The 24,201-nt window shown below is 57.9% G+C and carries 27 protein-coding genes and 1 tRNA gene; 11 read left to right on the top strand and 17 right to left on the bottom strand.

What is annotated here, in order from left to right; all coding sequences use genetic code 11:
• Positions 1–64 precede the first annotated feature (64 nt).
• Positions 65–141, top strand: a tRNA-Pro gene (locus CAF78_RS12825).
• Positions 142–303: 162 nt separating this feature from the next.
• On the top strand, positions 304–1,512 hold the full coding sequence (locus CAF78_RS12820; RefSeq protein WP_143515050.1) for a hypothetical protein: 1,209 nt from the start codon (positions 304–306) through the stop codon (positions 1,510–1,512).
• A 405-nt stretch (positions 1,513–1,917) separates the two neighbouring features.
• On the opposite strand, the gene CAF78_RS12815 is transcribed toward CAF78_RS12820, so the two are convergent.
• The 13 genes from CAF78_RS12815 to CAF78_RS12755 all read right to left on the bottom strand — a co-directional run bounded on the left by CAF78_RS12815 (position 1,918) and on the right by CAF78_RS12755 (position 14,081).
• Complete coding sequence (locus CAF78_RS12815) at positions 1,918–3,021, bottom strand: HNH endonuclease signature motif containing protein (RefSeq protein ID WP_085676068.1); 1,104 nt, start codon at positions 3,019–3,021, stop codon at positions 1,918–1,920.
• A 394-nt stretch (positions 3,022–3,415) separates the two neighbouring features.
• Complete coding sequence (locus CAF78_RS12810; protein ID WP_085676067.1) at positions 3,416–5,326, bottom strand: DUF2075 domain-containing protein; 1,911 nt, start codon at positions 5,324–5,326, stop codon at positions 3,416–3,418.
• 28 nt (positions 5,327–5,354) lie between these two features.
• Entirely contained in the window at positions 5,355–5,735 is a 381-nt protein-coding gene (locus CAF78_RS12805; RefSeq protein WP_085676066.1) for a nucleotide pyrophosphohydrolase, read from the bottom strand.
• A 182-nt stretch (positions 5,736–5,917) separates the two neighbouring features.
• Positions 5,918–6,667, bottom strand: coding sequence for a hypothetical protein (locus CAF78_RS12800; protein WP_085676065.1), 750 nt, complete (start codon positions 6,665–6,667; stop codon positions 5,918–5,920).
• A 22-nt stretch (positions 6,668–6,689) separates the two neighbouring features.
• Complete coding sequence (hxsA, locus tag CAF78_RS12795; protein WP_085676064.1) at positions 6,690–7,286, bottom strand: His-Xaa-Ser repeat protein HxsA; 597 nt, start codon at positions 7,284–7,286, stop codon at positions 6,690–6,692.
• A complete protein-coding gene (gene hxsC / locus CAF78_RS12790) occupies positions 7,283–8,518 on the bottom strand; it encodes a His-Xaa-Ser system radical SAM maturase HxsC (protein WP_085676063.1) in 1,236 nt (411 codons plus the stop codon). Before hxsC ends, hxsA begins: the two co-directional genes overlap by 4 nt.
• Positions 8,518–10,005 (bottom strand): His-Xaa-Ser system radical SAM maturase HxsB, encoded by a 1,488-nt coding sequence (gene hxsB, locus CAF78_RS12785; RefSeq protein WP_085676062.1) that lies wholly within the window; start codon positions 10,003–10,005, stop codon positions 8,518–8,520. Before hxsB ends, hxsC begins: the two co-directional genes overlap by 1 nt.
• A gap of 2 nt (positions 10,006–10,007) precedes the next feature.
• Positions 10,008–10,301 (bottom strand): His-Xaa-Ser system protein HxsD, encoded by a 294-nt coding sequence (hxsD, locus tag CAF78_RS12780; RefSeq protein ID WP_085676061.1) that lies wholly within the window; start codon positions 10,299–10,301, stop codon positions 10,008–10,010.
• 165 nt (positions 10,302–10,466) lie between these two features.
• Entirely contained in the window at positions 10,467–11,630 is a 1,164-nt protein-coding gene (locus tag CAF78_RS12775; RefSeq protein WP_085676060.1) for an AAA family ATPase, read from the bottom strand.
• A 57-nt stretch (positions 11,631–11,687) separates the two neighbouring features.
• The gene (locus CAF78_RS12770) at positions 11,688–11,972 is read right to left on the bottom strand and encodes a DUF3077 domain-containing protein (RefSeq protein WP_158090045.1); all 285 of its coding nucleotides are present in this window, start codon (positions 11,970–11,972) and stop codon (positions 11,688–11,690) included.
• Positions 11,973–12,096: 124 nt separating this feature from the next.
• Positions 12,097–12,366, bottom strand: coding sequence for a DUF3077 domain-containing protein (locus CAF78_RS12765; RefSeq protein ID WP_085676058.1), 270 nt, complete (start codon positions 12,364–12,366; stop codon positions 12,097–12,099).
• Between the two features lie 166 nt (positions 12,367–12,532).
• On the bottom strand, positions 12,533–12,775 hold the full coding sequence (locus CAF78_RS12760; RefSeq protein ID WP_085676057.1) for a hypothetical protein: 243 nt from the start codon (positions 12,773–12,775) through the stop codon (positions 12,533–12,535).
• 397 nt (positions 12,776–13,172) lie between these two features.
• Complete coding sequence (locus tag CAF78_RS12755) at positions 13,173–14,081, bottom strand: DUF2167 domain-containing protein (RefSeq protein ID WP_085676056.1); 909 nt, start codon at positions 14,079–14,081, stop codon at positions 13,173–13,175.
• A gap of 262 nt (positions 14,082–14,343) precedes the next feature.
• On the opposite strand from CAF78_RS12755, the gene CAF78_RS12750 reads away from it, so the two are divergent.
• Together CAF78_RS12750 and CAF78_RS12745 are read left to right on the top strand one after the other, a co-directional pair.
• A complete protein-coding gene (locus CAF78_RS12750) occupies positions 14,344–14,544 on the top strand; it encodes a DUF1737 domain-containing protein (RefSeq protein ID WP_085676055.1) in 201 nt (66 codons plus the stop codon).
• A gap of 38 nt (positions 14,545–14,582) precedes the next feature.
• Positions 14,583–15,089 carry a GNAT family N-acetyltransferase gene (locus CAF78_RS12745; protein ID WP_085676054.1) on the top strand — a complete coding sequence of 169 codons (507 nt, stop codon included), beginning with the start codon at positions 14,583–14,585 and terminating at the stop codon, positions 15,087–15,089.
• A 99-nt stretch (positions 15,090–15,188) separates the two neighbouring features.
• Here CAF78_RS12745 and CAF78_RS12740 read toward each other — a convergent pair whose 3' ends face one another.
• Entirely contained in the window at positions 15,189–18,245 is a 3,057-nt protein-coding gene (locus CAF78_RS12740) for an autotransporter domain-containing protein (protein ID WP_085676053.1), read from the bottom strand.
• Between the two features lie 252 nt (positions 18,246–18,497).
• Here CAF78_RS12740 and CAF78_RS12735 point away from each other — a divergent pair, with 252 nt between their 5' ends.
• Together CAF78_RS12735 and CAF78_RS12730 are read left to right on the top strand one after the other, a co-directional pair.
• The gene (locus CAF78_RS12735) at positions 18,498–18,722 is read left to right on the top strand and encodes a hypothetical protein (RefSeq protein ID WP_085676052.1); all 225 of its coding nucleotides are present in this window, start codon (positions 18,498–18,500) and stop codon (positions 18,720–18,722) included.
• 150 nt (positions 18,723–18,872) lie between these two features.
• Positions 18,873–19,385 (top strand): ProQ/FinO family protein, encoded by a 513-nt coding sequence (locus CAF78_RS12730; protein WP_085676051.1) that lies wholly within the window; start codon positions 18,873–18,875, stop codon positions 19,383–19,385.
• Positions 19,386–19,516: 131 nt separating this feature from the next.
• Here the strand turns inward: CAF78_RS12730 and CAF78_RS12725 are convergent, their stop codons facing one another.
• On the bottom strand, positions 19,517–19,807 hold the full coding sequence (locus tag CAF78_RS12725) for a YceK/YidQ family lipoprotein (RefSeq protein ID WP_085676050.1): 291 nt from the start codon (positions 19,805–19,807) through the stop codon (positions 19,517–19,519).
• Positions 19,808–19,888: 81 nt separating this feature from the next.
• The gene (locus tag CAF78_RS12720) at positions 19,889–20,239 is read right to left on the bottom strand and encodes a hypothetical protein (protein WP_143515049.1); all 351 of its coding nucleotides are present in this window, start codon (positions 20,237–20,239) and stop codon (positions 19,889–19,891) included.
• A 57-nt stretch (positions 20,240–20,296) separates the two neighbouring features.
• Between CAF78_RS12720 and CAF78_RS12715 the strand changes: the two genes are divergently transcribed.
• From CAF78_RS12715 to imm45, 3 genes are all read left to right on the top strand, one after another.
• Complete coding sequence (locus tag CAF78_RS12715) at positions 20,297–20,779, top strand: hypothetical protein (protein ID WP_085676048.1); 483 nt, start codon at positions 20,297–20,299, stop codon at positions 20,777–20,779.
• Positions 20,780–21,098: 319 nt separating this feature from the next.
• On the top strand, positions 21,099–21,332 hold the full coding sequence (locus tag CAF78_RS27955) for a hypothetical protein (protein WP_143515048.1): 234 nt from the start codon (positions 21,099–21,101) through the stop codon (positions 21,330–21,332).
• A gap of 209 nt (positions 21,333–21,541) precedes the next feature.
• A complete protein-coding gene (gene imm45 / locus CAF78_RS12710) occupies positions 21,542–21,871 on the top strand; it encodes an Imm45 family immunity protein (protein ID WP_085588167.1) in 330 nt (109 codons plus the stop codon).
• Positions 21,872–22,368: 497 nt separating this feature from the next.
• Here the strand turns inward: imm45 and CAF78_RS12705 are convergent, their stop codons facing one another.
• Positions 22,369–23,190 carry a helix-turn-helix domain-containing protein gene (locus CAF78_RS12705; RefSeq protein ID WP_085676047.1) on the bottom strand — a complete coding sequence of 274 codons (822 nt, stop codon included), beginning with the start codon at positions 23,188–23,190 and terminating at the stop codon, positions 22,369–22,371.
• Positions 23,191–23,298: 108 nt separating this feature from the next.
• Here CAF78_RS12705 and CAF78_RS12700 point away from each other — a divergent pair, with 108 nt between their 5' ends.
• Positions 23,299–23,613, top strand: coding sequence for a DUF2834 domain-containing protein (locus CAF78_RS12700; protein WP_085676199.1), 315 nt, complete (start codon positions 23,299–23,301; stop codon positions 23,611–23,613).
• Positions 23,610–24,038 (top strand): MAPEG family protein, encoded by a 429-nt coding sequence (locus tag CAF78_RS12695; protein WP_085676046.1) that lies wholly within the window; start codon positions 23,610–23,612, stop codon positions 24,036–24,038. The genes CAF78_RS12700 and CAF78_RS12695 overlap by 4 nt, the downstream gene beginning before the upstream one ends.
• Positions 24,039–24,201: the final 163 nt, after the last annotated feature.

Raw genomic sequence — 24,201 nt, 5'->3', positions numbered from 1 at the left:
TCAGGAGGTTAGGGTACATTCTTCAACGTTCTCGGCAAGATTGAGAACATGCTTCAAGCCCAGTCGGGGCGTAGCGCAGCCCGGTAGCGCACTTGCATGGGGTGCAAGGGGTCGAGTGTTCGAATCACTCCGTCCCGACCATTATTGAAACGAAAAAGCCCAGTCGGTGACGACTGGGCTTTTTTGTTTTCAAGATTTACAGCCAGCATTAATTCAGAGAAGCTCTGATTCACTAGCTTTCGTTCTATGCTAGTGTCGGTGTGCTATCATGATTTTTTCCTTTTGGGGGTGAAGGGGCTTCGCATGTTTGATGATTATGCATTCAAGAATACTGAAACTCGTATTCGCTTCAAATTTGTACAAAAGAGAGATGAGCCTCTCTACCCTTGGGAAATTGCTAGTTTTCTTAAAGGCTTTAACACGGTTTACTATAAATTTGAGTTGTTGAACTCTATCTGTTCAGCGCTCAATCATGGTGTATCGCCTGAAGATATTATAATTTTTGATCATTCCCTGCCGCTCTATGAGCGGTACGCTGAGATGAATTTGCTGTCCGAGGCATCTGCAGCAAAGTTATTCTATCCCATAGGTCTTCCTGTGGCGCTCTCTCCAAGTGAATGGTCTGTTAACTACCATTTTCTGTATCTTGCCTTCAAAGCTATTAATTCGCTTCTTAAAATTAAGCATGTACAGCCTTTGAGATTGGAACAGATCGTCGGGCTGTACGAATCGTTAAGCGCAGAAGGGGTGGAGTGGGTACAGTCTCGGCTTGTAGATTTGGCTCTTGAACAGGCAGAAAAAAGTTATAGACTAGCAGTCGAGAAGGGCGAAAAGAAAGAAGAGTTGGTTGGAGAGGATTTTGAACGAGCTCTTACTAAAGCCATTAAGTATAAAGAGCAGTCTCGAAAAGATCTCGAATTCATTGGTGGCTTGGATGATGACGAAAAAGTTGAGCTGTTGACTTCCGATGGCCGAAATAATCTACGGCTAGCCGCGTTCTTAACATCTTTTTTTGATAAATTCGACAAGACGGTTAGGCCGCTAGTATGCGCACGAGTAGGCGGTGGAAAATTTAGAGTCCTCGGCCGATCGTTGGTGAATAAGCAAGAGCGCACAGGTTTAGAACTCAAAGAAATCAAGAAAAATAGCCCTCTTGGCGCGCTCTTCGAGGCTGGTGTCACCGCTTATCAGGCTATTCAGCAGGAGAAAAGAGCGAAAGAATTACATGAAATCGATAAGCAGATTAAGGCTAAAGAAATTGAGCTATTAGACGCAAGGATCCAGGGGGAGAAAATTAAGAATTTCGAACTCGAATTGCAAGCTGTTGGTCGCTATGCGGAAATTTCGCGAGAGTCAGATCTCAGCGCTTTAAGTGGGTTGCCTCCTTCCTTTGTTCGGCTGCAAATAAGTAAGGCTTATGGTGTCGAAATAGGTAATGCTATTGGTGTCCTCAATAAACAAGATTTGAAGCTAGATTACAGTTCAGTAACGGCGATAGATCTAAACGCTTGAACTCGCTTTTTATTTCAGGCATGTCTAATGTTTAATCTGAGGCGTGGGGGTGGCGAGGGTTTGGCGGCCACATCCCATGCCTACCCCGAGAGTTCATATAGTTTTGCCATGACAGAATTCCTTTCCGGTGATGGCGATGACCCTACAAAATTTCAGAGTTGGAGGTCTAGGAGGTTGGTGCAAAGTAGATAGCTCCACGCTTCTTGTTTTCGAGACGCGGTGCTCACAAAGCGAATGAGTTCGCCGGAGAGCTATGGGTGATAAATTTTGGCCGGCTGCAAAATTCTTCTATAAATATTTAGTTCAAATTCTTCGCTATGTGTTGATTTAAGCAAGCCAGAAGTTCTCTGCCTCGACCGATCGTGCAGTATGGATAGATAGCTTTCAGTAGTTATCGAAAGCTAGTCACTCGATCGTCAGGGATTCAATTGCTATCAGTCGTTGCTTCAACTGGGCGTTAAGCCATGCACCGTGCACACCAGAGTGAATTTCGCGATGACAGGTTGGGCAAACTGCCCCTACATAACGAGGGTGGTCGAGACCACCGTCAGAAAGTCGATTTACATGATGTGGTTCAAGGTAAGGGGTGCCATCCTTCTTAATAAAGGGCGCTGGCTTTTCGCAGCTTTCACATAGGCCTTGAGCACGCATGAGTACGTAGTGAGCGACCTTTCTGCTTCGTTGGTAAACTTTGCGAGGCGCCGATTGGCTTGTTTCATTTGTTACCGCCTTACAGGCAGCGAGTGCTGCTAGCCGAGCTGCGGCCAACGAATCTGGCAGTTCTATCTTTGTCTCTAGCTCTCCTTCGGCTTCTTGCGCAAAGCTTCCCACAGGGACCAATCGGAAAATAAGAGCAATGCGATCCTCATCATCAACGTCCTGCTGAGCTCGCTCGAATATGTCTGCGCAGCAGAATTCACCTATATAGCGGTTACCTTTTCCTTTGCCAAGCGATTGAAACAGGTGAAGTGCACGACCTGTTTCAGCATGTTCTGCGATAGCTTTGTTGCCGCGGGTCAGGGTCATAGGTCCGCGTTGCCCTTCACCGGTGTAAAGAAACGCACCACCGTCCCATCGGTCGGCATAGCCGTACTGTTCTCCGCTGTCGCCCGTGAACAGAAAAATTGCTGGATGGGTGGCGGATGCCGCTATGCCACTCTGTCGGCTGCCCCCGAATGGTCCGTTGATTTCAGTCACGCGGTCGTAAACAGTGCCTGGGGTGAAGTGTATGGCATGCTCTGGCTCAGTACTTTGGAGCTCGACTACTGTAAAGCCACGCTTTTCTAAGTAACGGTTTGTGGGATTTCCACCTGAAAACTGACTGACTGCGATGCCAGTTGCGATGGAAATGATTTTCTTTGCTGGATACGAAGTTCCTCCAGCATCAATCGCGTAGCGGTGGGCCAGGTTCGTTTCCCAGCCCAGCCACTCTCGTCTCCCTCTGAAGTCGCGATCAAATTCCTGCATAGCCTCATCAATCCGCTCCTTCGGTACCGATTTGATCGCCACGTTCTCTGCCCTTTGTCGCCAACGTGCGTAGGAAATTTCGTATCTTCACCAAATTGATCAAATAGTTCAAGGAAAACCGGCCAAACCCGACTGTGGTGGGGGGCTAGATGGGCATGCGCATTCACTCACGCGTGTGGCTAGTGTTTGACTGTGCTAGTGCATCGGAGGGAGACGTTTTGGGGCGATGTGACGAGTATGTAACTATTAGACGAGGTTTAGGATGCACATCTAGGCTGGCTGTCGGGTACCGTTCGTGGCTTAAGGCTTTTCATAGAGACTTCATGGCTGAGGTCGGCGCAAACGAGAGCGGCAGAGATGTTGAATCTTTCGACGAGCTGGCAGGGGTAAACGGGCAGTGCTCAGCTTTTGGCAAACCTGCCCTTATATCCTCTATTTAAGATACGGAATCCAGTAAATCTGGTTGCGGCGTAGATGGATCCAGGTCAACCAAGAAAGACCGTCTGCGGAAGTACTGCGAAGTCTGTTCATCGCTGGAGTAGATGTAGCAGCCCTTCATCCCTCGTGTCATCAAGGTTCTATAGGTGTTCTTGATGATGAGGTCTACCAGTTCACGGGTTGCTTCGGGTTCTGATTTCATACGAGTTTTGTACCCTCGAATGGATCGGTCCTGTCTGTCTCGCTTTCCAGGATCGGTAAACACCTGCTTGTCGCGAATCACCAGGTCTGGGCCGATGATCACGCCGATGTAATCAACCTCCAGCCCTTGGCAGGTATGAATACAGCCGACCTGCTCGATAGAGTTCTCCGCGATGATCCACAAGCTTCCATCCTGGTCAAGGTTCCACTTACGACGGTAGTGTTCGCCAATGATGATGTCATCGGCCGAAGGTTGTTTCTTGCTGGTCCAGGGCCAGCAATAGCCGGCGACGACGCGGGCCTTGTTGTGGTTGTTTTTCTGTTCAATGGCCGCGTGAAGGGCTTCGGGGGTGTCGAATACCTTGAACTCGTAGAGACTGCTGTCCAGGTGCCGGTTGGCGGTCGGACGCACTTGCAGCACGTCGTCCAGCCAAGCCAGGTAACCGTCCGAGCCGTTGCAGCGAAACTGGGAGGCGAGGGTGTACTCCTCGACCTGCGCGCCTTTAGCTTCGGCAAAGGCGCGGATTGCTTCTCGGCTGCCGATGTCGCTCAGGGTAACGCGCTGATCTTCGTCGATGAAGAAGATGGTGCAGGCCGAAGCATTGATCAGCTCTTTGATCTGGTTCTCGCCCAGGTTGCCGTAGAGGCCACTTTTCTCGTTGAGGCGATGAGCTTCGTCGACGACAAGGAAGTCATTGATATTCGCGGCGGTATCGACAAAGGCGCCCGACCCAACGAACAGGTTGGAGAAGTGGCTGCGGGTGATCGAGCCTGCCAGTTTGCTTTCGTAGACTTTGCGAGGTGCGGCGTTCTTAGAGACGTACCGTCCGTACAGGCCTTGGCCGATGAGCTTCACCAGCAGGTTGAGTGCGACCACTGTCTTCCCGGTGCCAGGGCCACCTTGAATGATCACTACCCTCGGCTTTTCAGTAGATGCGGCAGTGGCTGCGGCCATCGCTGCTTCGAAGATCTCTTTCTGATCGTCGATCAGAATGAATTCAGGTTGCGCTTTGAGCAGGCCTTTCAGAGAATCTGCCAGCGCTTTGGACGGACGGATGGGGCTGTTTACCAGTTCATGCATCGTGCTGTTCTCATCGCCGCTGGCGATGTGTTGCTTGATGAACGTGCGCAGCTGTTCCAGCTGCTCCTTGCCTCGCATGAACAGCGGAGCCTTGCTGGTGTAATCCTGATAATGCTTTGCGTTGAGTACGCCATCAGCTACGTAGTTATGCAGATAGGCGCATGCCTGCACCTGGATGCCACCGGTATGCACGGCTTCGTTGAAACCGTGCAACAGGCTGGCGTAAGACCACGCTTGATACGATGGATGAACGGTCTCGCGTTCTTTGCCACCCAGTACAGTGCGGACAATCGCATCTTTGCTGGTGGCTTTCGCTTGGCTCCATTGTTTGAGTTCAACCAATAGAACGCTGCGCTGGCCCTCGGCGTTGAAGCCGGTGAGGGTTATATCGATTCGCTTGGAGGTCTGGGGGATGTGCAGCTCAATCGCTACGCCCATTGAGTCGGGCAGCCCGGGGGCTTGAAGCACATTGGCCATTTTGCCGAGGGAATTCTTCCACGAATTGATCTCTGAGGCGGCGACCCGTTTGCCGGTCGTGGACTGGTAACTATCCAGAATCACGTCTTCGATATCGTCGTTGATGCAGTCGTGCAGAAACTGCGATTTGGTCGCTTGATAAACGATCAAGGTCCTTCTTCCTTACTCAAGCTGGCAATCAGAGTTGGTCGTACTTCTTGGCGGTATTGCGGGCTTTTTCGACCGGGTACTTTTCGCCGTTCAGGCGCAATTTGCGTTTAGCCGCTGCGTCCAGGTCCACGCCCAGGACCGAGGCCAGGCGTACCAGGTACATGAGCACGTCGGCGAGTTCTTCCTCGACGGCCTGCGCTGTATCCGGGTTATGGGCGGCGGACTTGGAGGCGTCCTCGCTGAGCCATTGGAAGATCTCGTTGAGTTCACCAACTTCGCCGCTCAGGGCCATGACCAGGTTCTTGGGCGAGTGGAACTGGGCCCAGTTGCGGTCGGCGGCAAATTGCTCGAGCGCCTGGGCCAGGCGGGTGGTGTCGACGAGCTGGGGTGAAGCGGTGGGGGTTGTCACGAGAGCGTCCTGTGTTGGCGGGCGAACTGGGCTGATGGGAGCCACCGTTTAGCCTTCATTGCAGATGCTCGACACCATACGTCCTACAGACGAAATGAGAAAGTGTGTAGGAGAATTCGGAGTAACCTGTAAGTAGATCTAGGTCAAAGCGTAGCTGTGTGCCGAGATCGGGTGGACTGCTATCACTCGTAGCGAAGGGAGAGCGACTGGAGTTCGTCGAGGGCCGCCATAGCGGCTTTCCGTGACTGGTGAAGCTCGCTGGCATGGGGCTCGGGAAGATGGGGGCCAGGGGTTGGAATGGCAGACACCGTGGCGTTGCGCCAAGCGTCATAAACAGGGTTGTTAACGAAACCAGATTCATGCTGACCTCGTAAAAGTGCCTCCTCGATCTGTTTGGCAATAGCTGGCTTTACAGTGCTGTAGGCAAACCGCGACGAGGGATGATTTACCACTGCTACCGGGATCCCTGTCGAAAGCGAGGTGATCCGTTTGCCGTTGCGGATGCTGAAACAGACAATCAACTGAGGTGCCAACACCTTCACTACCTGCGAGAAGGCAGATCTGCTCCGCTCCCACGCGCCGTCTTGCGGAGCCTGACGATTGGCACTGACGAATTCCTGCAAGTAGTTGTAGTAGGCGACGCTTTCCCAAAATGCCTGCCTGTCCAGGCTAGCAACACCAGGCTTGGCTTTCGTGACCGAGGTCCTGATCTTCGCAAAGTGCGCATGCTTGCGCAGCTTGCGAGTCGCCTGGGGATGCACCTGCCTCAGTGCAAGCGCCTTTATGATTTCCGGGGTAACGGTCGGGCGCTCATGTTCTTTGTTTCCATAGTGCGATTCGCATACCAACAGCACGCGCAATCCGTGGATGCCTTCGGTGTATCGGGCGCCCACCCAGGGTGCGAATCGAACGGGATGCTGAGGTGCTGTCATCTGCTGGTCAACCGAAGGCAGCTTATGGAATTTTGATCCCCAACGCATTCAGCGTTGGCGTATCCATCCGGCCATTCACGGTCAGTGCCCTGTCCATCTGGAAGGCCATCAACGCCCCACGTGTCGCTTTGCCCATTACCCCATCGACCGCGCCCTGATAATACTGGCGCACCATCAGCGCAGTCTGCACACGCGTGACCAGATTACTTTTCTGCTCATTGGTTGCACGTGCGGTGGACTTGCTTGCACTTGTACCGCTGGTAGTGCCAGACGATTGATATAGGCTATTGCTGCTTGAGGTAATCGGCGCGGTGTAACTGCGGGTAGTGGTAGCAGGTGGGCTGTAATAACGAGGCGAGCTGTAGCCCCCTGAGCTGCTGTAGTGAGAACTGTGCGAACTATGGGAGCTATGTGAACTGTGCGAGCGATGTGCTGCATAAATGTTCACGGCGTCTGAAGCGTTGAGCGTGTTGGTAAATACTGGGGGCTGCAGTTTGTCAGCAGGTTTCCAGTTCGCATCGGCGAGCGGCGTGTGGCCTGCCTGTGCCAAGGTGGCACCTGCCATTGGCAGCAGGCTTAACCCACTGATCAGGATTTTCCAGCGGTCTAGCAGTTTCACTGTGCACTCCTTGCGTAGGCGCTAAAGGCCTCGGGCGATAGTTGTTTTACGCCGCGGCTTTGCCAGCGGTCGGTGTGGGATTTGAAGAAGCCGGAGCAATGTTTCACGGCGGCGCATTGCTGGCAGGCATCGATGAACAGGTTCTTCCAGTCCGAGATGCTCTGGCGGGCGAAGCGCGATAGGTGGGCCGGGATCAGGCACAGGGGCAGGTTGTAGATCGAGACCGGCACACCGCGGTTGAACAGGAAGAACGTGGCCTGGCTCAACGATTCCTGATAGTCCAGTGGATCGATCCACAGCGCTTCATAGTGCTTTCTGGCAAGGCCCGTACTTTCGATACCCATCAGCGCAACATGCCGCACGAAGGGCAGGTTCCTGAACACGTAGTGGGCCAGCTCAGGTAAGCGTGGAGTGGTCAGGCGGTTCAGCACCACGCGTATCTCGATGATCTGCTTGGCGCGGGCGAGGTTGTAAAGGCCTTGCAGGGTTTCGCTGAACGCGCCTGGCGCCTGCACCACATGGTCATGGTCCTCGGCATTGTCGGCATACAGCGGGATGCCCCAGCTCAACTGCGGGTGGCCGATGGCAGCGAGTGCTTCGATCCAGCTCGGGTCCTTGAACAGGCGCCCATTGCTGAGAACATGAACGGACTTCCGCGGCAAAACGGCTTTGCACTTGGCAAGGATTTCGAGCAGGCCGTCGCGATAAAGCGTTGGTTCACCGCCGCTGATGCCCAGGTTCTCCTCAATCGGGTCCATCAGGTCGATCAACCGAAGGTTTTCCTCGATGTGCCAGCGGTCATCGATATCCTTGGGCGGCTGCGAGCACATCAAGCAGAGGCTGTTGCAGCGATCGGTCATGAACAGCAGATTGCTGTCCGAACCTCGTCGATAGAGCACGCGCGCCATTGTGTTGCCTGGTGTGATGGCGATGACATCGCCCGGCTGCACGACCTCTGCATCTTTGGGGCTGTGAAGGTGCAGCCTCTCGCTTTCGAAGTCGCCAACCAGCGGCTTCGGTGTCAGAAATCCACCCACTGGCAATGAAAGCAGGTGCGGGTTCCTTAGGCGTTCTTCGTTCGGCAGCCAAAGTAGCAGGTCATTGAAGTCGGCACTGCCGGCACACACTGCCAGGCCCTGTTCGATGAACTCGTCCAGAGTGATGACCTTTAGTAGTCTGGGTTCATGCAGGTGCTGGATTTCAAAGTGGGTATCTTTGCGCAGCATCGCCATCAGCCCCTGTAACCCGGAAGGCGAACATCGCTGTAGGCGCGCCTGTTCAACCAGGACAGCAGCACCCGCTGCACGTTGTCGTCGCCATCGCGAAGCAGGCCGAACAAATGCTTCAGCAGCCCCATGTTCTTCTTGCAGAAGCTGCTGAACGCTCTGTGCCCGATCGGGTCACCTTGGCGTGCGAAGTGCTCGACGGGGTCTGCGCCGCAGTAAGGGACCAGCGCACAATCCGAGCAGCCGGGTAATGCTTCCGCAACACCACTGCTAAGCAACGCCTCCATGACGGGCGATGCCAGCAGTTCCGGTAAAGGTTGCTGGACCCGACCAAGCCTCAAGCCATCTTCGCCCATCTCCAGCAACATGCGGGCTTCGTCCGACGGATAGACGTAACCGTCATAGTTGTAGACCAGCGCAGCAGTACCCGCGCCGGCAGGAGAGCGGAGGTCTACGTAGCCAGAGGAGAAGGGTGTGAGGATATTCTTGAGTAACAGGCTCGTGTAACTCTCCGACAAATATACGCCTTGCTGGTTGATGTCCAGCAAATAGGCCAGTGCTTTCTGGTAGAAGGCCAGATATCGCTCGATCGGGTAGTCAAGGCGATGGGCACTCTTGGTGGCGAACCCATAAGGGCTCAGTGGCCGGAGTGAGATGCTGGAGAAACCTTGGTTCACATACTCGTCGATGATCGCTTCAGGCTGTTCGAGGCTTCTTGAAGTTAGTGTGGTCAATGCCGAAACCGCCTCATGCCCTAGGCGTTCACGGACCCATTGGATGCCTTTTACAGTGCGCTCGTAGGAATCTCGCGATGGTGTTGGGCGGTTGGCATTGTGCAAAGGCGCCGGCCCATCGAGCGACGTCGAAAACTGGATGCGATGTTGCTGTGCGAAGTTGAGGATTTCTTCAGTCAGGTGATGCAGCGTCGTAGTGATGACGAACTGGATGTCCCGCTGCTCGAGCACGTTTCGCTCAACTATCCATTCGACAATCTGGCGTACGCGCTCGAAGGCCAGAAGCGGCTCGCCACCCTGAAACTCCACAGTCAGGGCGGGGGCGTTCGATTCGAAAAGGCGATCAACCGCAGCTCTGGCATCTGCCTCCGAGAGGTCGTGACCCGAGCCGCCCAGAGGAGCCCGCGACACTTGGCAGTACTGACAGGTATGGTTGCAGCGCAATGTGACCACGAACAAGTGCAGTGCCGGGCCTTGGAATAGAAAGTCCTTGCGGCTGCGATACTGCGCGGCTATTTCCGGAAACGGATCGTGGTGGCCTGGTTCGTAGATGAAGTGACGGGCCAGCAGGTCTTTGTAAAACGGTGTGCCCGCTTCAACGTCGAAGTAGCTGAGGGCCTGTAACTGCGCGTCGTTCACGTGCAAGTACTCCCCGGTATCGGCGGTGAGCAGAATGTCACGTTCATTTCCCGTGTTCATGCGCATGAATCGGAAGGGCAGCAAGCGGTAGTGCTTGGCATCGGTTGCAATCAGTGTCACTGCTAAATCCCACATCCAGCGAGTGCGGCTCGGGCTAGCACTTCGCGTAACCCCGTCGTTTCGCGGTTGATGTGGTCGCGCAGGGCGAAGTCATTCAGATGCTGGAGGATCAGCGAATGCGCCTGCTGCGGGGAAAGTGCCAGTTTTGCATTAGTGGGGAAAGCCGTGAGGCAGATCTTGCTGGCTTCAATACCGATCTGGATCGCGACGGTGTCGGCCAAGGCGTAAGCAGCGCGTTGCACCACGCCCAGCGGGTAGGCGGCGCTGTCGATTTGCAGCGTGACTGGCCATGTCATCGAAACCGGTCCTTCAAGTCCGTTGGGAACGTGTGGATTTTGCCGGTTAACGAGGCATAGTGCCATCACAATTTTTACATTTGCACACATCTAACTGACGGAGCGGATGCCGCACGCCGTGTGCACCGGCAACTGAAACGGGATAGGCCGAGGGTTGTCGCACCCTCAGTCCACCCACCGCCACAGCGGCTCATCCAGCAACCCAACCCCCCGCAACTGCGTCTGCCCCTGGTGCTTCTCCAGCTCCAGCACATTGCACCCCTCACACGCCGTCAACGCCTCAATTAGCGGCCTGCTGTGCGACACCACCCACACCTGGCTACGCTGCGAAGCGCGGATGATCAGCCGCGCCAGGGCCGGGAGCAGGTCGGCATGCAGGCTGGTTTCCGGTTCGTTGAGCACCATCAGCGATGGCGGTCGAGGCGTCAGCAGCGCGGCCATCAGCAACAGGTAGCGCAGGGTTCTGTCCGACAACTCGGCGCCGCCCAGTGGACGCAGTAGCCCGTGCTGGTGCAGCCGCACGCTGAACAGGCCGCCCGGTGGCGCGTCGATCTCCAGGCGGCTGCCGGGGAATGCATCCTCCAGCGCGGCCACGAGGTCTTCCACCTCACCAATCTCAATGATGGTCTGCAGCGCCGAAGCGAGGTTGCGGCCATCGTGATGCAGCACTGGCGAGCGGGTGCCCAGCTGGGGCTGACGGCAGGGCGCATCGCGGTCGATGCGGAAATGATCGTAGAACCTCCAGCTGTTGATGAACGCGCGTAGCTCGCCGATCTCTGGCGCCTGCCGAGGGCGTCCGACGATGTTGAAGAAGCTCTCACAACTATCGGCATGCTGATCGAGCACCGTCCAGCTGTTGCCCTCCCGGGCGCGCACCATGGCGTTCTTGCGTTCTACCAACAAAGAGGAGGGACGGTAGGCTCCTGCACCCCAGATGGCTTCAGACTTGATCTCGGGGTCGAGCATGAATGCAGTTGGATAGGGCAGGGGAATCGGCAGGCCGAGCGAGATGGCAAAGCCGAAATCCTCGGTGGCAAAGCCCAAGCGAAGGCGTTTGACGTCGCTCGGATGCTGGCCTTGGATGGGCACCTCACCGCGCTTCATGCGCGCACTCATCTCTGGCCCGGCCCACCAGGTCGAATCCAGTCCACCTTCACGGGCAAGTGCTTCGATCACGCCGCCCTGGGCGGTTTCGGCGAGCAGGCGCAGGGCTTTGTAGAGATTGGATTTACCGCTGCCATTGGCACCAGTCACCAGATTGAGTTGGCCTAGTGGCAACACAAGGTGATTGATGGAGCGGTAGTTGCCGATGGCGAGGGTGGTGAGCATCCGATGCATCTCAGCTTGTACTGAGTGGCCGATTGTGGCCGAACTGGGGCGGCGTTACTACCGATCAGCTTGGCTTCGAGAGTGGGGGAAACCGTTTTCTAGTACATCAAAAAGGGCACGAACCATCATGTTGAGGTAGTGGGAGGCAGCGACCCTTCGGTGGTCACCTAACATGACGCCGGTATGGTTGAGGTAGCGGGCGCAGTCCAACAGTTTCGTGGCTTGTTCTTTGGCTTGGGTGGTGGGTAATCCAGGGATGGCGGAGAGCAGTTGTTGTGAAGGGCCGAAGCGATGGTGCGGATGTGGGTAGCTCGAACTGCTCGGGGTGTTGATTTGGAGCATTGGGGAATTCTCCTGGTTGTTGGAGCAGGGCTTGGATTGTTGGGGCCGCTTTGCGGCCCATCGCCGGCAAGCGCGGCTCCCACAGGTACAGCGCATGCCTGGAATTTGGTGATAATCCTGCGATTCAAGGCGTCTTCATCATGCCCAGTTCGGCATCATCGAGCAGGGCCTTGGCCAGGGCGCTGAGGTAGTGCGAGGCCCAGAGCAATTGGGGTTTGTCTTCCATCAGGCCGTCGATGGTCAGGTCGCGGACGTAGCCCATTAGTTCAGAGGCCTGTTCGCGGGCGCTTTGGCAAGGGATGCCGGGTTCGATGCGGAAGAGGGGATGGGTCTGGTTCTCACCCTGGTAGAAGGTGGTTTTGCCGACTGTGAATTTGGTTTCTTCGGTGGCCATTAGTTGATCTCCCTGAAGTTGAAACTGCCTGGGCTGGCCCTATCGCCGGCAAGCCGGGATCCCACAGGTTCACCACTCGCCTAAGGGTCGTCTACAACCTCAGGGGTGGTGCTGTGCGAGGGCGTTAGCCTGCGAAAGCGTCAGGCCAGGCAAATCATGATGTGGATTAATGCAGCGTCTGCGGGTCCGCTGGTTTTTGGATTTGAACCAGCGCTGATTCGAGCAGTTTGCGCAGGGTGTCGAGCTCGTGCATTGACGTCATTATCAACAGCGACACGGGTGACTTGGGCTGCATCAACATCGCCTGCTGGGCAACGACCTCGGCACAGAGTGCGTAGTCGGCGGCCATCATCAGTGTGTCTTCAAGGGAGTGGGGATTGTAGGGCGGATCGGGAACGATCTTCAGCATGCTTACGCTCCAGCAATGGTTGAGCCGCACACCGATCAGCCGTCAAGCAGGAAAGGTGGCAGCTGTACGCAGGTTGACGGACCGAGATCGCTGGCACTCGGCGCACACAATGTGCCCGCACGTACAGCCGCCATAGGCGTATGCACACGAACAGCAATCAACGGCCCGTCAAGGTCGGTCGCTGAATTGGCAGCGACTGGGCGAGACTAGGTTCCACGTTGACCATGTGCAACGAAAAATGGACGTCGGCAGTATCTTTGGGAAAGGTCCTACAAGGAAGGGGCTAAATCTGATTTCATTAGCCAAAGGGCGTAACAATATGTGACTGCTCAGCCCCATAAACCGGCTCGAACAATCGCGGCGCTGGCCCACCCATCAAGGGTGAGCCAGCTCAGAATCAGGCCCGCTTGCGCTTGAACAGCTTGCCAATGAAGCCAGCAATGGCCACCAACCCCAGGACGATAAACTTCTTGAACGCCAGCAAGGCAACACCGATCTTGGCGAACAGGCCCGCCTTGGCGGCGATCCCTCCGGCGACCAGGGCGGCCAGGCCGTATGGCGCCAGCTTGTCGGTCTTGGCGTCGTAGTCGGCGTAGCGGTTGCCGTCGGTGAAGTTGGTGAAGGCGAGGATCTTCGGCGTTTCCTGCTTGATGGTCTGCAGGTCGGCCATCGCCGCCACGGCGTTGAGCTCCAGCACGCCTTCGCGGCCCAGCACGCGGATGCTGTAGTTCAGCGTGGTCTGGTCGGCGTCTTCGGCCTTCAACTCGCGCGCCCAGTACATCTTGTGGGTCGCCTGATCGTAGCTCGGTGGCTCGGCCCAGCCCAACAGTGTCAGGCCGGCATAGCCTTGCTCGCGACGCGCCTTGTTGTCTTCCTCGTCATCGGCCTTCATCTGCTCGAGCAGGTCGGCGTAGTCGATCTTGGCTGCGTCATCGTCGGAAATGTGGCCGTCGTTCTTGTAGCTGATGATCACGCCCCAGCCGTTGTCGGCCAGTGGGTTGACGGCGGTCGGGATGATCATGCCGAGGGTCTTGAAGCCCGGTGGGTTGCCCCAGCCTTCGGTCAGCAGGCGCTCGGTGTCGTCCGGCGACAGGTAGTAGAACTCATTGTTGAGTTGCAGGCTGGCGATGCCGCTGGGCAGGGTGATGTTGCCGTGCTGTGGCTTGAGCGTGGCCAGCCACTGTTCGGCGGTCTGTTGCGGTTGTTCGCTGCTGGTTGGCGCAGACGCGGGGGTGCTGGCGGCAATGGCGGGCAAAGTGGTTGCGCAAAGCAACACTGCCGCCAATAGTTGGCGCAGGTGTTTCATTGTAGTCCCTTACAATTTGAATCAATTTGGCCGCGCAGGATAACTGAAAGAACTGGCCAATCGCCAGAATTTCATGTTCGTGCCAAAGCGTCAGGTTTTACTGCGAGCACTGGCGCAGCTGCTGCCAATACACCGTGTTGGATTGTTCGCGAGTGAAATCGCTCCTGCAGGGCTGCGTTCCATATGCGATCCGGCCGTAGCCTTCCGCCTGCCAGTAACAGTACTCTCGGTCTACACACCTACTACCGCAAGGACCGACCAAATGACTCAACCACCGGATGGATTACCGATTTATCGGGTGCTGACCGGCCCCGATGACGCTTCCTTTTGCCACCGGGTCAGTGATGCCTTGAAGCTCGGGTATCAACTCCATGGCGGGCCTGCACTCACGTTCAATGGAAAGGATGTGATCGTAGCGCAGGCTGTGACTTGGCCAGGTGCCGTCGCAGCTTCGTCTTCATAAGTGGTCGACACTTGGCGGGAAGAAGGAGGAATCCTCAAATGGAACAGTCTTGCACCACGTATTACCTGGAAATGACCTCGGCATCCGAGCTTAACGCAAAGCCTCAGCCTCACGACCTCCAGATCATCGAATGTGAAGTGCCTCAGCCGGAACTTAATCGGTTTCTCTACCAGCTGGTTGGCACGCCTTGGGAGTGGGGCGATCTTGACGTCTGGACGCTGTCTGACTGGCAGGCACTCGTTGAGCAGGATTGCCACCGTACCTGGGTTGCCTATCACCGTGGTGCGATAGCCGGCTATTACGAGCTTTACCGCCCAGATGGGCGTAACAGCGAAATCCGCTACTTTGGGCTGGCACCTCAATTTCTGGGGTGTGGCTTTGGCGGAGCGCTGTTGAGTCACGCTGTGCGATCGGCGTGGGAGTGGCACGGGACTGAGCGGGTTTGGGTACATACCTGCACATTCGACCATCCTGCTGCACTGCAAAACTATCAGGCGCGTGGATTCCGTATTTTCAAGCAGGAGGAGGCGGAGGCCAATGGGTGAGCCGGGGGCCGCTTTGCGGCCCATCGCCACGGTTCGTCGCCACGACAAGCGCGGCTCCCACAGGGGGATGAGGGCCGCTATGCGGCCCACCGCAGCGGCTTAGAACCGAACCGTAATCCCCGCATTTACCGAATGGTAGCGGGCATCCGACCCAAACTGCCCCTGATACGACAACCCGACCTCAGTCTGGCGGTTCACCTTCACCGTCGCCCCCAATTCAGTCATCGCCACATCACGCGTCTGGGCAATGCCCCGCACCGCGAAGTCCGGCCCACCGGCAAAGGCCTGCGTACTACTAGGGTCCAGGTCACCATAAGCACGCCGCCAGCCCAACGACCCGTAGAACTGGGTGTCATGGTCAGCCACGCGGGTGCGGGTTGAAGCGCGCATGCCCACGGTCGAGAACCAGGTATCCTGCTGCTCACTGGACACATCCAGCGCCGCCGCCCCACCTTTCTCATGGAAGCTGTCGGCATCGTATTTCACGTACGACACCCCCACGAACGGCTCCAGCGCCACCGAGCCCAAGCCGATGCGGTAGGCCGCTTCGCCACTGGCCTGCAGGGTGTTGGCGTCGCGCTTGCTCTTCAGGTGGTCGCTGAAACCGGCAAAGGCCACGTTGCGTTTGCTGTCCAGCTTGTGCCAGGTGTAGCCCACGTCTGCGCTCAGGCGCAGGGCATCGAGTTGGGCGCCGGTGTACAGGCCCAGGTGGTAGTTGTCGCTGTGGCCCTTGGCATCGGTGTCGTCGGCATCGAACTTGGTGCGGCTGTAGCCACCGTAGAGGCCGGCGCGCCAGTCGGGGGTGAGGCTGCCGTCGGCGCCAATCAGCACGCCGCCGGTCCGCTGGTGCAAACCGCCGGCGCCGTTGTTGCCGTCCAGCTTCGACCAGTTGCCGAAGGCTTGCGCCCAGGCCCCGCCTTCCAGTTCAGGGGCGGTGGGCATGAAGCTCGATGCCCCCAGCGGCATGCGCACGGTGCTGCTGTCGAACAGGTTGCGCAGGCGGGTGCCCAGCACGCCGGAGACCACTTGGCTGTTGGCGATCAGCGCGGTGCCGGTGCTGCCGTGGTAGTCGCCGGCGAGCTGATCGATGGCGTTGCGGGCGCTGTCGGCATCCAGCACCAGCAGGTTGTTGTACAGGCGCAGCGGCTCGCCGCTTTGTTGCAGCTCGCTCAGGGCGCCTGCGGTGTTCCACTGGTTCTCCGTCAGCGCCACGGTCTGGAAGATGCCGGGGGTGGCTGGCCCGCCGGTTTCTGGCGGCTGGACCGGGGGTTGTACGGGGGGCTGAACCGGTGGCTCGACCGGTGGCTGTACCGGCGGTTCAACCGGTGGCTCGACCGGTGGTTGAACCGGGGGTTCCACAGGCGGCTGCACCGGGGGTTCTACGGGCGGCTCCACGGGCGGCTCGACCGGTGGTTCGACAGGTGGTTCTGGGGTGGTGGTCTTCTGCGCGATGGTCAGGTTCAGTTCATTGGCCGTGCGCTGCAGGCTGACGTTGAGGAACGCCGAGTTGGTAAATGCCTGGGCATAGGCGGTGCCGGCCGCAGCGCCGTCCACCACGCCGCCCTGGGCGGCGAGCAGGGTGTAGGTCTGCCCGGTCTGGTAGCTTTGCGCGTCGTTGAGCGTGGTGACATCGACCCGGGTGCCCCGCAGGGTCGCGGTGCCGCTGACGTTGACGCGGTCCGAGCCGCCGTCGCCGGCAATGTCGGCGGCGTAACGCGAGCCGGCCGCCATGTCCAGGTCGCCGTTGATCGCCAGGGTGCCCAACGCGCCTTCACCCGGCGACAGGCTACCGCCCGAGGCGACTTGGGTGCTGCCGACCTGGCCGGTACCGGCCAGCACGCCGCCGTCCAATACCTGGGCGCGGTTGCTGTAGTTGCCGGTGCTGTCGGTGTGGCCGACGGTGCCGTTGACCACCAGGGTGCCGTTGCCAACGCTCAGCAGCGAGGTGCCGCGTGGGTTGGTCTGGTCGACATCGCCGGCCAGCACCAGGCGCCCGCCACGTACCACCGTGCTGCCGCTCATGCCGGTCAGGTCGCCGCTCAGGGTGGTGTTGCCACTGAAGGCATACACCCGGCCCGCACCGCTGATGCTGTTGCTCACTTGCAGGTCGCTGTCGGTGTGGTTGAAGGCCAATGCCCCGCTGCCGGCGCCGAAGCGGATCGCCGTTTGCGGGTCGAGGCGCCCGGCGGCTTGTGCGGCGCCGGCGGTGATTGCGTCGATATCGGTGCGGCTGTCGTCCCTGACCACTGCGCCACCGATGCTCAGGGCGCCACGTGCGGCCGAGTTGATGCTGGTCAGCTCGCTGATGTCGATGCCGTCGGTGCTGCTCAGCTCGGCGCCGTTGGCCAGCACCAGGGTGGTGCTGGAGGTGGTGGTGCCCAAGGTCAGCGCACGCGTAGCCAGGCGCGTGCCTGCGCCGGATACGCTGACCACGGTGTTGCGGCTGAGGTTGGCCGAGCCCAGCCTCATCGTGTCGCTGGTCAGTACCGCGCCATCGCTCAGGCTGAGGTCGTTGCGGTTGGTGAAGCTGCCGGTGTTGTCCCAGCGGGTGTTGGTGCCGGACAGGTCGCTGATCGAGTTGATGGCCACGCGCTCGCTGGCAAGCTGCCCGCCATTTTGCAAGGTAATGCGCGAGTCGTAGAGGAAGGTGCCGCCAGAGGTCACGTTCACGGCATCCACCTTAGAGCCCGGGCCGCTGACCATCAGGTTCGCCCGCGACAGGGCATTGCCGGCATTGCCGTTGTCGCTGAGCTGCAGGTCGCGCACAAACACTTCGCCGCCGTCCAGCACGTTGAGGGTGCCTTGGCCGGCGCCGCCGATGACGATGGTGTTACCCAAAACGGCCGTGGTGCGCGGCACCACCCAGTGGGTGCCTGGGCCCTGGACCGTGACAGTGGCCATGGCCGTGCTGGCTTCGTTGTTGGTGGCCGAGCCACCGATCCGCCCACCTTTGCTGGTGAGTTCGGCGCCGTTGTTGACGGTCAGGGTGGCGGGCACGCCGTTGCCGGGGCGCAGCGACACCGTGCCATCGTAGGCGCGATCGCTGTTGAAAGTGTCCTCGCCGCTGTCGAGGATGTAGTCCGCGGCATGGGCGTTCGGCAACAGGGCAAGGGTGATCGAGAGTGCGAGCGGGGAGAGTCTGAATAGGGGATTCATGGCGATTCCAGATATTCCATTAGAGGCCACGCAAGTGGCTGCCAGCCCCGAGGGCGCTGGCGTTCCTTGGCTGCAACGGATAGGCGCTGGGAGTATCGGGAGGGGGCATCGCGATGAGAATAGTACGCATGTACTAGCGGCTTTCGGAACGTGACGCCGCGCACACCGTGGGCTGGGGCGACTGGCCGATGCCTTTGAATTATTGCCTGGCCGCCCGGTCAGGTAATGAGTCCCTTGCCTTTGGAGTTACGCATGCATGCCTATACCGTGCACTATCAGCTCAACGGCCAGCCTGCCTCGCATCGCTTCGAACTCAAGCAGCCCAGCTTGGCCCGGCATGAGGCCGCGCTTCATTTGATGCTGCTGCACTTCGGTGACGGCGAGAACAGCCTGGTCATGCCGCCAGCCGATGCCACGCCTGCCGAGATACTGGCCCAGGCCGAGGTCCTGGGCTTGTCGGACATCGATATCGCCTGAGGTTTCAGGCCTCAGGCTGTGCGTAGGTGGCGCATCGGCAAGTCATTCCCTGTCACGAAATCAGCGGCAATTCATCCTTTTCTGCTGCTCCCAAGCGCTGCATGGCTTATCCTTGCGCCACGCAATCAACGTAGAAGCAGTGAATTAACGATGGGTTTTGAACAACTAGCTGAGTTACGTGACCGCCTGCGGTCTGAAAAAGAGCAGCAGGCCAAGGCCGATAACCCGCGCCCTCCCAAGCGCAAGCCCGCCCCGCAGGCGAAGGCGCGTGAGGTGGACCCGGCGGTGGAAGCGATCTGGCCACTGCAAAAGCATTTCCCCTTGGCGTTCCCTGTAAACCCGGCCCCCAAGGTGCCGCTCAAAGAGGGCATCTTCAAGGATGCCGAGCAACACCTGGAGCTGCTGGGCATCACCAGCGAACAGCTCAAGCTGGGCATCTCGACCTGGTGCCGGGGCAACCGCTACTGGGCCAGCATGGTAGAGAATGCACCGCGCCTGGACTTGAACGGTCAGCCTGCAGGCATCGTCACCGCCGGCCAGGCGCTGTATGCCAAGCAGCAAGCTTCGCGCCAGCGCGGCAAAGGCCGTAAAGACCGTGCCAAGGCCAAAGCGGCTGCTCCGGCACCCGTTGCCGATACCGCTGCGGAACAGGCGGCGGACTGAGTCAGTCGCACTCGGCCCGGCGCCTGGCAGTTGGCTGGCGCTTGGGCCGAGTGGTCCGCCCATGGCGGGCAATTTGCGCAGCGTTCATCAGGGCAGGGCGCGGATGCAGGCCCGATTCGCCACGCAGCCCATCACCTGATGATGTTCAATCCTCCCTCCATTACGCATTCTCTGTGGTCCCCTCCCATGTCCTCCGGCAAGAAAGCCGAAAGGTCGTAAGGCAACAACAGCGTGTCCAGCGCAAACGAGAATGGCGTGTCGATCAGAAATGGCCAGCCACTCAGCGTATCGGGATGATTCGCCCAGGCCCAGGACGCGCGGGTGCCGTGATACACGCAACGCTCTCCGGTCATGTGGCCAATAATGCTGAAACAGCCTGTCAGCGATAGCGCGATTGCAAACAGCAGAGTTCGTGCGGGCATACATTCCCTTGTTGATGTCATCCATGGATTGGTGACTCGATCAGGTCGAGCCAAGCGCATTTGTCTGGAAGGGGTATCGGATCAAAGCAACGGCAGCAGCCCAATTACTGCCACTGCCCCCTGAACCGCAATCGCCACCAGCAGCCATTTCGGCCACCTGCGGATAAACCAGTAAATCGTGTTCATCAGCAAGGTGATCAGGTTGGTGAGCCACAATACGCCCAGCGCAAGAGCGCCTGAGATATTGACGGGCGAGGAGGTGGGTGATCGCAGTACGTACAACGCCAGTAGCACACCGAGGATCACGGTGGCGATAGAGAAACCGGCGACCCAGCGGGTAAATCGTAAAGCGTCATGTGGCATCATGCCGGATAACTTCCTTGAACGAACTGGCTTGGGATTCTGCCTGCGAACCTTGAGTTCGACGAGCATTTTGACGGGTTCGACTATGAGGGTGGAAATGGAATTCAAGACATGGAAGGTCGAACAATGAAAGGTGTACGCAAATCCTTACTGCAGCATCTTGTAGCCGGCGTCAAAAAGCATCGCTTGATGACTGTTTTGCTCTGCTTAGCCTGCTTTTCCATCTTTGCATACCTGATAAAACCGCAATTCCCGTCTGAGATTGTCCTGGAGCAAGCCTTCATTCCGGGGCAGTCGATCTACATCGTTCAGGCTGCCAGGGATCCCGATGAATCCAAGAAGCTGAGGTTCTACGTCTACGACGGCGGCGGTAGGAGTAAAGAGGCGATCAAGGTGCTTGTTGCCAAGACCCCGCCCTTTTTGGTCTCGGACACCGATTTGAAAGACGTGGTAATCCAGCGTGTCGCCAACGGCCTGCACATCAAGCTCAAAGGCGCAGTCTCGGATTACCGCAGCAACCTTTATCTGCAAGACGGCGATACCTACACCACCTACCGTGTAAGCCTTGAACAAGTCGAAACACGACCGCCCTTGCCGAGCGGTCGGTGAGCTTGTTCCAGTAAGGCAATCAATGCGCAGATGACCGCTGCCGACCCAGAGGTGCCAGTGAAGTTGGCAGTGATTCTGTGGGAGCGGGCTTGTCCCGCGAAGAGGCCGGCCCACGCAATGGCGTTACCTGGCACGGGCTACGCCCGTGTTCGCGGGGCAAGCCCGCTCCCACAAATATCGCCTCTGAGTTCATCGGCAGCAACGGGTCGATTGCGGTCAGTCGCGACCGGCTGCTTTCGACCCATAGCAGCCCTTGAGCAATCTATGACGAAGCAGTAGCGTTGGCAGCAAGGTTGACGAGTAATACTCTGGTAAAAGAATGTCCTTCAATTCGCATAAGAAAAAGCTGCTGGATGAAACCGAGCCACTCCCGCACCGTGCGTCACATGCGCGCTCATGCGCCCTGCTGGTAGCTCAAAAAATAGGATTGCCTCGTGATGCTGTAATTGAGCTGGTGGCGCGTCAAACTGGCGTCAATCTCCATAAGCCACAGTCTGTTGCCGAACTGCTGATCGCTTTAGCGGAGCTGGAGAAAATACGCCTGGATCAATAGTGGCTATCCCAGCCTGCAATCTTCGTCTGAGGCTGTCATAGGAACTGGCCGCTATGGGTCGAAAGCAGTCATCCACGACCAGCAGCTTTAGACCCAGAGCGGCCGCTCGACGAACTCTATCTTCAGCCTCCCAGCAGGCGTTTGAGCCACGAGTTGTCGTAAACTGCTCAAAGCCTTGGGCTGCCTGCACATAAGGAAAAGTGAATTTTATGACAACACTTCTTGAATGCTCAAATGAGGTTTTCAGTCGTGGAACCGTATTCAGAGCCAAGGGTTCCTACCCGTATGAAGATGTTGTCGATTTCATGGTTTTTGAAACACTGGACGAGGATCGTCGCTTTGGGCTGATGGTTACCACTGGCTATAAGGCCGGCCTGCCGTTGGTTTGGCTACCTAGGGAGAGCAATGCCGAATGCCTTGGCCTCAGCAAGGAGTGGGTTTTGGCCAACTGGGGCAAGTGGATCTATCCGGACTGTGAAGTCTCACAAGTCCTTGTGATTGAAGGCTATAAACCTGGCTCGCACCCCTCCAGATGCTGAGCGGTTGGTGTCGCACTGAATCGACTCTGGTTTTCGTAGTTACCTCGAACGACTGCTCTGGGTCGAAAGCGGTCAGCCGCTAACGTCTCTAATCGACCCATGGCAGATGCTGAAATAACGGGGTTCGTGAGCGCGACGCGCACACTGTGGGAGCGGGTTTACCCGCGAAACCGACAACGCGGTGAATGGCACGGGCTTCGCCCGTGTTCGCGGGTAAACCCACTCCCACTGAGTGCGCATAGCACTCACGACATCAGTTTTCTCAGCGTCTGCTTTGGGTCGAAAGCGGTCAGCCGCTAACGGCTCTAATCGACCCATGGCAGATGCTGAAATAACGGGTTTCGTGAGCGCGACGCGCACTCTGTGGGAGCGGGTTTACCCGCGAAGCAAGCGCTGCGGTGGATGGCACCGGCTGTGCCGGTGTTCGCGGGTAAACCCGCTCCCACAGAGATCACCTCTGGCATGACAGGCAGCAACGGGTCGATGGCTGCTATTCGCTATTGGCCGTGGTTCGCATTCCAAGCATCGAAAGCCTGCATCATCCTTTGTCTGGTCGACAAATCGGCAGGTATCAAATGCTCGATTCGCAGTGACTCTACAGTGATGTCCAGGGGGAGCCCGAAGGTCGTGAAGGTAGAGAGAAAGCTCAACTCGCCATCTGCAATGCGCACTCGTGTCAGCAGCACGGGGCTCACAGTCTCTGCGTGCAAGGCCATACCCGGTGGCGGGAGGCTGTTCAGGCGCTCTGCGAGCGCAGGGTTGCTGACTGACTCCCTGGCCGCGCGTTGCCACGCGGCAGCACGGATCTCCTGGGCATTGGCCAGGCGATCACCGAGGCCGCCGGGGCGTAACAGTGTCTCCAGCAGGTTGAGGCCCGATGACAGGTCCTGCGCCACACCCGCCAGCGCCAACAGCAGACCTGTGCTCACGTTGGCGGCAGTGATATCCCAGTTGCTGTCTATGACGATGGCAGGCGCTGGATTGTTTGCATGCAGGATATGTTCGAGGGCCGTGTGTACCACACCCATAGCGGGCGCATCGAGTGGCGTCGCGGCGTAGCGCGGCGCGTAGCCAGCGGCAAGAAACACTTCGTTGCAGTGATCCAGGGGCGCTCCAAGGGTCGTCAGTAAGGCATGCAAAGTGCCGGGGCTGGCTTTGGCACGCCCGGTTTCCACACAACTGAGGTGGCGCTGTGAAACCCCGGCCATCAGTGCCAGGTCAAGCTGGCTGAGCCCCGCCTGCCGACGCAGGTGGCGCACATGCTGGCCCGCGGAAGTGGCCGGTGCGGGGGATTTTTGATGCAACAATGGGTAACTCATGCTTCGTCTCTAGCCCGTCCTTGCGCTCGGGCTCAATGACCTCACAGGTCATTGAGCGTCAACAATCCTACCCCTACTGTGCCAGGAAAAGTTATCAGGGACATGATCATGGCACTTCGTTTTTTTGCGCTGACATCGTTGGTGCTCTTTTCGATATACAGCGGCTGGACGATGTTGACTGCCGAACAATCGCTGCTGGCCTTTGGGCGCGAGCTTGTTTCGCGGCCGGACACAGCCCAGGTGGTCATCGACTTGTACTTGATGGCGGCGCTGGCCTGCGTCTGGATGGTGAAAGACAACCGCTCTCGGGGCAGGTCGCTCATCGCAATGCTTCCCTACTTGCTGCTGACGGCGGTATTCGTGTCTGTCGGGCCGCTGCTCTATCTGGCGGTCAATGGCCTTGATCGGGGGCGCCAGGTGTGAACGATGCCTTGAACGTCTACGCGCTGTGCGTGGTTGTGCTGTTCCTCAAGATGTTTGCGGTCTCCTGTTACCAAGGTTGGTTCCGACTGCGACACAGGGCATTTACCAACGCCGAAGACGCCGCTGTTTTCAATCGGGTTGCCCGTGAAGCAGAGCTTGCACAAGTGAATCGGGCGAGCAGGGCCTGGGCAAACGACCTGGAGAACATCCCGGCTTTTTTCGCGCTCGGTGGGTTGGCCATTGCCATGAATGCACCTGCAACCGTCACGGCAGTGTTGAGCATTCTGTTCACCGCCGCCAGGGTCCTGCATACCTTGGCTTACTTGAGGGGTATTCAGCCATGGCGCACGGTTTTCTATGGTATCGGGATACTCTGCCTCTTGGGGTTCTGCACGTCGCTCACAATGACGATATGGGTGCGCTGATCATGGGTTCCTGCCAGAAGCTCGAGGCAGAATTTGCTCCGAGATTCAGTTTTGCAAGTGCGGCCCCAACATCCAGATGTCGCCCATTGGCTGCTAGCTGCCCGTGGTGAACGGTCAGCTTCTGGGCGATAGCTGCCCGTCGCAGGTGGCAGCGTTCGACCCA

The organism is Pseudomonas sp. R28(2017) (assembly GCF_002112505.1).
Lineage (GTDB): Bacteria > Pseudomonadota > Gammaproteobacteria > Pseudomonadales > Pseudomonadaceae > Aquipseudomonas.
Note: the sequence above shows the minus strand (reverse complement) of the source record. Positions and strands in the feature narration are given on the sequence as shown.